5 protein-coding genes and 1 pseudogene are annotated in these 7,758 nt (G+C 44.6%); 5 read left to right on the forward strand and 1 reads right to left on the reverse strand.

Annotated elements, in window-relative coordinates:
- Positions 1-3 precede the first annotated feature (3 nt).
- Positions 4-1,434: a form I ribulose bisphosphate carboxylase large subunit gene (locus tag HXY43_RS08630; protein WP_026733360.1), complete on the reverse strand. Its 1,431-nt coding sequence runs from the start codon at positions 1,432-1,434 to the stop codon at positions 4-6.
- 1,171 nt (positions 1,435-2,605) lie between these two features.
- Between HXY43_RS08630 and HXY43_RS08635 the strand changes: the two genes are divergently transcribed.
- The 5 genes and pseudogenes from HXY43_RS08635 (at position 2,606) to HXY43_RS08655 (ending at position 7,510) form a co-directional block, all read left to right on the forward strand.
- A complete protein-coding gene (locus tag HXY43_RS08635; protein WP_290882261.1) occupies positions 2,606-3,727 on the forward strand; it encodes a two-component regulator propeller domain-containing protein in 1,122 nt (373 codons plus the stop codon).
- 116 nt (positions 3,728-3,843) lie between these two features.
- On the forward strand, positions 3,844-4,617 hold the full coding sequence (panB, locus tag HXY43_RS08640) for a 3-methyl-2-oxobutanoate hydroxymethyltransferase (protein WP_290882264.1): 774 nt from the start codon (positions 3,844-3,846) through the stop codon (positions 4,615-4,617).
- A 358-nt stretch (positions 4,618-4,975) separates the two neighbouring features.
- Positions 4,976-5,224: a hypothetical protein gene (locus tag HXY43_RS08645; protein ID WP_290882267.1), complete on the forward strand. Its 249-nt coding sequence runs from the start codon at positions 4,976-4,978 to the stop codon at positions 5,222-5,224.
- Positions 5,218-5,867, forward strand: a pseudogene (locus HXY43_RS08650) (ABC transporter transmembrane domain-containing protein); the annotation flags it as partial. The gene HXY43_RS08645 and the pseudogene HXY43_RS08650, both read left to right, overlap by 7 nt.
- Positions 5,868-6,217: 350 nt before the next feature.
- Entirely contained in the window at positions 6,218-7,510 is a 1,293-nt protein-coding gene (locus tag HXY43_RS08655; RefSeq protein ID WP_290882269.1) for a glycoside hydrolase family 10 protein, read from the forward strand.
- Positions 7,511-7,758: the final 248 nt, after the last annotated feature.

A 7,758-nucleotide genomic window follows, 5' to 3' on the forward strand; every position in this document is an offset into this window, starting at 1 on the left:
ACATCAGACGGTATCCATTGCCTCGAACTCGAACTTGATTTCCTTCCACAGTTCGCAAGCAGCGGCCAACTCAGGAGACCACTTGGCAGCTTCGCGGATAACGTCGTTACCTTCGCGAGCCAAGCTGCGGCCTTCGTTACGAGCTTGGATACAAGCTTCCAAAGCAACGCGGTTAGCGGTAGCGCCAGGAGCGTTACCCCAGGGGTGTCCGAGGGTACCACCACCAAATTGCAACACCGAGTCATCGCCGAAGATTTCTACCAGTGCAGGCATGTGCCATACGTGGATACCACCAGAAGCAACTGCCATTACACCAGGCATAGAAGCCCAATCTTGGGTGAAGTAAATACCGCGAGACTTGTCTTGCTCAACGTAGTTTTCGCGCAGCAGGTCAACGAAGCCCATTGTAATACCGCGCTCACCCTCTAGCTTACCGACCACCGTACCAGTGTGAATGTGATCGCCACCAGACATCCGCAAGCACTTAGCCAAAACCCGGAAGTGAATACCGTGGTTCTTTTGACGGTCGATCACGGCGTGCATCGCCCGGTGAATGTGGAGTAATAGACCGTTGTCACGGCACCACTTAGCCAAAGTGGTGTTAGCAGTAAAACCTGCGGTTAGGTAGTCGTGCATGATGATGGGCATTTTCAGTTCTTTAGCGAACTCTGCCCGCTTGAGCATTTCTTCGCAGGTGGGGGCGGTAACGTTCAGGTAGTGACCTTTGATCTCACCAGTTTCAGCTTGGGCTTTGTGGATAGCTTCAGCAACGAACAAGAAGCGATCGCGCCAACGCATGAAGGGCTGAGAGTTAATATTTTCGTCGTCTTTGGTGAAGTCCAAACCACCGCGCAAGCACTCGTATACAGCGCGTCCGTAGTTCTTCGCAGACAGACCCAACTTGGGCTTAATGGTACAACCCAACAGGGGACGACCGTATTTGTTGATTTTGTCACGCTCTACTTGGATACCGTGGGGAGGCCCTTGGAAAGTCTTCAGGTAAGCAACAGGAATGCGTAAGTCTTCCAAACGCAGCGCCCGCAGGGCTTTGAAACCAAATACGTTACCTACAATTGAGGTCAACATATTGGTTACAGAGCCTTCTTCAAACAGATCCAGAGGATAGGCAACGTAGCAAATGAACTGGTTGTCTTCGCCGGGAACTGGTTCGATATCGTAGCAACGACCTTTGTAGCGATCTAGGTCGGTCAGCAAGTCCGTCCACACGGTTGTCCAAGTACCAGTGGAAGACTCAGCCGCCACAGCAGCACCAGCTTCTTCTGGTGGAACGCCGGGCTGGGGCGTAACGCGGAATGCCGCTAATATATCTGTATCTTTTGGTGTGTAATCAGGGGTGTAATAAGTCAGTCTGTAATCTTTAACCCCGGCTTGATACCCTGCTTTTGTCTGAGTCTTCGTTTGAGCGTAAGACATACTATTCCCTTCCAAGAAGTCACTCTTTCTATTTACAAACTACGCTGCGTGCAACTTCCTCTAACCTCGCCTCCTTCCCCTCATCAATGAAAAAAGATTTGGAACATCTTTAGGTTTGGGGCTGTCTTCAACAGAGGTTAGTGGTTTTTCGACCTAGGAGAGGTGGAAACCCTGAGAAGTTCGTGCTGGAGCTTCACAACTCGGAACTATAGGGTAATTTTCTCACCAGTGTACTTGCGTTGTAGGCACGCACTATTGTACGCTCTTAGCTTTCCCTTTTCCCAGGAATAAAACTTCATTTTTTATCTGTTGCTTGCACTCCACTAAACTTTTTTATGTCATCCAACCTCGCTAGAGGCGAAATGATTATTGTTGGTTTCTCCAGCATCCCCCGTTTTCCCCCATTAACGGAGGAAATATCAAGATAATCTTTGATTTCGGGGATAGTCGGAGGTGGGCTAGCAAGTTTTTCGCTTTTTCACCCCCTGTATCTCTCCCATTCACAGGGTAGAGACAGGAGAAATTTTGATAGACCTACATTTAGGGGAGTGGTGAGCGAAAGACTGATTGCACTCCACGTAATTTGTAACTTGTTTCACAATATATCAAGAATGCAATAAGTTATTCTTTGGATCTTTTTAACTTTTATATTTAAATTTGTTATTAAATAAAGTTTTCAACATTTTGTTAAGAATACTTTACAAAATGTCATTAATAGTTATATTGAACTGCCTCAAAATTCTCAGAGGTAGGCTTTTAAAGATAAACCAGACGAAGCTACAACGCTCATTTTATGTAGTACGCTGGCATTTTTTTGTTAATCGCGAACGTTAAGAAGCAGGGAAAATGTTAAAGGCTAACGGTTAAGGTTACTCCTGTCAAGGTGTGAGTCTTGGAAATGGATTTTTCTTGGTGTCTTAGTGTCTTTGTGGTGAAAAAAGAATGATTGAAACACCAAGACACTAAGACACAAAGAGGAAAATAGTCTTCTCTACTAAGATTTGGGTTAGTTTTTTATCCACCTTGACAAGGCTACGGTTAAGGTCAAGTTTTCTTCCTTTTCCCTTTGCCCCTTCTTTGTTTAAAAACCACGCTGTAGGGGAACACTGAAATTAACCTCAAGCCTTTTGAGGCTGAGTTGATAGAAACTGTCTCCAAAGGAAATACAACCGTGGTATTGTTTTACAAACGTACTAAATTGCTCGGTTCTACCTTGCTAGGGTTGATAGCTTTGCCAAGTTTAGGTACAGTAGCGCTAGCAATTCCGGCAACTGCACCAGAAAGTAACAGCAATACTCCAACACCCAAAATTCTCAACGTTAATCCATCTGAATTAACTCCTGCTTACCCAGCTACCTCGCCACCACGACGGGTAGACCCCTTACCAGACGATCGCAATTTACAAGAACGCCTGCAAGAAAATGATTATCGCGTTAGTGCTTTGCAGGCTGAATATACAGGTAATCTGTGGGTAGCTTCTTGGCGGGGGTTGTCGCGGATTGACCCCAACACTGGCAAAATATTAGCTCGTGTGAGTTTACCGAATGTTGCCATTGGTGCTTTAACTCAAGATAAAGTCGGACGCTTGTGGGTGGGAACCTATGAAGGATTAAAGCGAGTAGATCCCCGTAGTAACGAAATTACGGCGCAAAATTTATTTTTGCCTTCTAAGCGAGTTTTATCTTTATTGGTTGACAAACGGGGTTACTTATGGGCGGGAACAGATAATGGCTTAGCCTTGATTAGTCCTGACCAAGGCTTGATTATGACCACTGTCAAAAATCTTCCTGGTGTCAGTGCTAATGCTCTGAGTTTAGATGCTGAAGGTCAACTTTGGGTGGGGACTTTGGATGGAGTAGTGCGAGTTAATACGGCTAATGCTTTGATTATGAAGCGGATCGATAATTTACCAGGTACGACTGTACAAGCTTTAGCTATTAGCCCAGAGGGGTTAATTTGGGCGGGAATGCCAAATAATCTCCTTGTTATTAACCCAAAAACAGGTGCTGTGCTGCGGTCTGTAACTCGCTTACGGGGACGTGACGTGACTGCAATCCGTTTTGCTAAAGATGGTAGTGTTTGGGTCGGTACTGGTAATGGTTTGCTACGATTGAATCCAAGTACTGGTGCTGTGCTAGACGAAGTTCCCGGTCTTCCCTCCAGTCGTGTGCTTTCCCTTGCGCCTGATGTTGGCAATAAATTGTGGATTGGCACTACTGAAGGTCTTGCTTGGTTAATGCCAAAAATGGCAAGTGCAACACCCCATCTCGCTTTTACTCGCGCCGTGAAGTGAAATTGGTTAGTGGTTAGTGGATAGTGGATAGTGGTTAAAAATCAACTACCAACTACTAACTACTAACTACTAACTACTAACCACTAACTACTAACTACTAACTCTAAAAATCCAAAATGCCAGTCACCACCCAGCAATTAATTCAATGGAAACAGCAGGGACGCGCAATTGTGGCGTTGACGGCTTGGGATTATGCGATCGCCCAACTCCTCGATGCAGCTGGTGTTGATCTCATCTTGGTGGGTGATTCTATGGCGGTGATGTTGGGGTACGAAACAACACTACCAATCACCCTAGAAGAAATGCTGTACCATGCCAAAGCTGTTCGCCGTGGTGTCAAACGTGCTTTGGTCGTCGTAGATTTACCATTTTTGACGTATCAAGAAAGCATCCAACAAGCAATACACTCTGCTGGACTGGCGTTAAAAGAAGCTGGAGCACAGGCAGTAAAGTTAGAAGGTGGGTATCCAGCAATGGTAGAAACTATTGCCCGTTTGGTGCAAGCGGGAATTCCAGTCATGGGCCATGTGGGCTTGACACCGCAATCAATACATCAAATCGGTTTGCGACAACAGGGAAAGACGGAAGCAGCCCGAGAGAGGATTTTACAAGAAGCGATCGCTCTCGAACAAGCGGGTGTATTTTCGATCGTATTAGAGCATATCCCTACCGATTTGGCATTGGAAATTACACAAAAACTCAGTATTCCTACGATTGGTATTGGTGCGGGTTCGCATTGTGATGGACAGGTATTAGTCACTTCTGATGTCATCGGGCTTTCCGAAAAACAACCGCCATTTGCGAAAGTTTATACAAATTTGCGCGAGACGATTACCAAAGCCGTACAGGACTATAGCGTGGAAGTACGGGAGCGGAAGTTTCCACAATAGTAGAATTTAATTTAGCACTCCTGAGTCCTTTTGTCCTGTCTTAGTTTAAACTCTAGTCGAGCAGTTTTTTTATCCTCTATAAGTTTTTGCAACACAACTAGTTGCAAAGCTCCATCTAATATCGCATTAGTAAGTTTCATAGTTTTCATTTAGGTGCGACATCTACCAATCAGTTTGCATACAACAGTAACACTGGTGCTTTATCTTACAACGGTACTGTCTTCGCCATCATTGAAAACAAGCCTGCTGGATTTTCAACCAATCTCGACATCCAACTCAATTGTAATTGTTAATTAGCTTGACAAGTTGGGGGCGCTATCCTTGCGCCCCTTTATTTAGAGAAGGAGTGATGTAGGATATGGTGGAAGTGCCAGAGATTGCCGATCGCACTATTCTTAAAGAAGAACTTATATCCCTGGTTGCTAGCTATCAACTACTACCGCAACTGTTGCGGGAGATGATCGTTGAAGGGGCGATCGCATCCATAAGTTGCACCCAAGAAGAAGTAGCGATCGCTTGTCAAAAATTCCTACAACAGCACCAAATTACCAATGCTGCCACACACGAGGCATGGCTGAGGCGTTATGGTATGACTCACCAACAGTAGTTTTGGATGCGGTGTTTTCCATTATCTACATCCTAGTGATGGTGGTTTACAGTTGGGTGTTAACAATAGTTGCATTGGCAACAGTACCGTTATTCGCCTTGATTAACTTGCTGGTATCGCCTCTGATCCGGCGACAACTGCAAGAAAAAGCCGAACGCAACGCTGAAACTCACTCCTACTTGGTAGAAGCGATGGCGGGGATGCAAACCATTAAAGCGCAAAATTTGGAAATGCGATCGCGCTGGCAATGGCAAGAACGTTATGCACGTTATATCAGCGCTGGCTTCAAAACCATCTCTACTCAAACTACTGCCAGTTCCGTCAGTAGCTTTCTTAACAAGTTTTCCAATTTACTTGTGCTTTGGGTGGGTGCCTATCTCGTTTTGCACCAACAACTCACCTTTATTCCTTGCGGCGTCAAATTGGAGTTGTGCTGCAAGATACCTTATTATTTGACGGTACGGTGCGGAAAAACATCGCTATAGCATGTCCGGACGCCAGCGATGAAGAGATAATTAATGCTGCCAAAGTTGCCTATGCACACGACTTTATCATGGACTTGCCCAACGGCTACAACACCCAAGTAGGCGAACGAGGGAGTCGACTTTCTGGGGGACAAAGACAAAGAATTGCGATCGCCCAAAATTTTGCATTTAGTACTACTTAATTTAGATAGAACTAGGTATCAATAAATTAATTTTATTCTGAGTATAAAAAAATTGAAAGCATTATCGTTTTCTCTGATTATGCGATATTTGCCTGCGTCTGGGTGGATTATCGATGAAATTCAGAATAAAACAGCCTCAAAATCCTGAGTAATTACCCTTTTTAGTAAAGTTATAACGGGCACTAATTATCTACTAGCTACGTCAAATATCCTACTGCGCTAAGTCTGCATCAGATTCTTTGATGCAGAAATTTTGATGCGCCGCATTGAATGAATAACTACCAATTTAACTAATCACTTAGTAAGCTTATATACTCATATACTCCATGGCTAGTAGATTCCATTACAAAAGCATGCGATCGCACAAGTGGGTAGCTAACGCATCATTCAAACCTGTGACATTACGTTTTATACCTCAAGGTTGGCGGCGATTGCATTCAGTGCAGCGCCTAGGCAGGCGATCACTTAGGTATCTTCTTCCACTTCTATTTTTGATGTCACTTTTGACGGTATTGCTGGGAAACAGCTTTACTCCTGCGACAGCACAGCTACCCCGTCAGGAAATTCGTGGGGTTTGGATGACCAACAATGACTTTAACACCCTCAGAGATCGTGCTAAAGTGCAGAATGCTACGAACCAATTGCGGCAATTGAACTTCAACACAATCTATCCTGTAGTGTGGAATTCTGGCTATGTGATGTATCCTAGTGCCGTGGCAAAACGTACAGGTATCCAACCCTTTGTTTTGCGAGGCTCTGATGGACATGATATTCTCGCAGATATCACTGCCCAAGCTCATCGCCAAGGCTTGCTCGTAATTCCTTGGTTTGAGTTTGGTTTTATGGCTCCCCCGATGTCAGAACTGATGTTGAATCATCCAGATTGGTTCACGCAAAAGCGCGATGGTAGCCAAACTTCCCTTAGCGCTGCTGGTGAGGTTGCATGGCTCAATCCCTTCCATCCAGAAGTGCAGAAGTTTATTACCGATCTCGTATTGGAAATCGTCACCCAATATGATGTCGATGGCATCCAGTTTGACGATCACATGAGTTTGCCCCATGAATTTGGCTACGATAAATACACAGTAGCCTTGTATACTCAGGAAACAAAGAACAATCCCCCGGCTAATCCTCAAGATCCGGCATGGGTGCGCTGGCGAGCAGATAAAATCACAGCGTTTATGGTACAACTCAATCAAGCTGTGAAAGCGAAAAAACCAGGTGCGATTTTCTCCGTTTCTCCCAACTACTACGATTTTGCTTACAAGTTTCACTTGCAAGACTGGCTCAACTGGTTACGGCTTAATATTGTGGATGAGCTAATTGTGCAAGTGTATCGTCCGAATCTACAAAATTTTATCGCCAAGATTTCCCGCCCAGAAATTCAAGAAGCACAACAAAAGATCCCAACTGGAATTGGCATTATGGCAGGATTGCGAAATAATCCAGTTCCCATCCAACAAATTAAATCCCAAGTGCGGGCTACCCAAAAACGTGGTTTGGGGGTAGCCTTCTTTTACTACGAAAGCCTTTGGAACTATGCTCCAGAACCTGTAACCGAACGGCAGTCTGCATTTCAAGCCTTATTCCCTGCTTCTGCTCTCCGCGCTAGGATTTAAAAAGGGGATTGGGGATTGGGAATAGGTGAAAATTATGAATGATGAATGCTGAAAATTTCATAATTCATAATTCATAATTCATAATTTTTATGCCCCAGTCCCTTTGATGTCAAACGCTGCGAGAATTAAGGCGTTGCTGAATCAAGATATGAATTTACAATTCACGGGTATGTAGAGACGTAGCATTGCTACGTCTCTACAATGATTTGGCATCGAACTACAAAAATGTATGCACACATAATTCATGA

The organism is Fischerella sp. (assembly GCF_013388695.1).
Lineage (GTDB): Bacteria > Cyanobacteriota > Cyanobacteriia > Cyanobacteriales > Nostocaceae > PCC9605.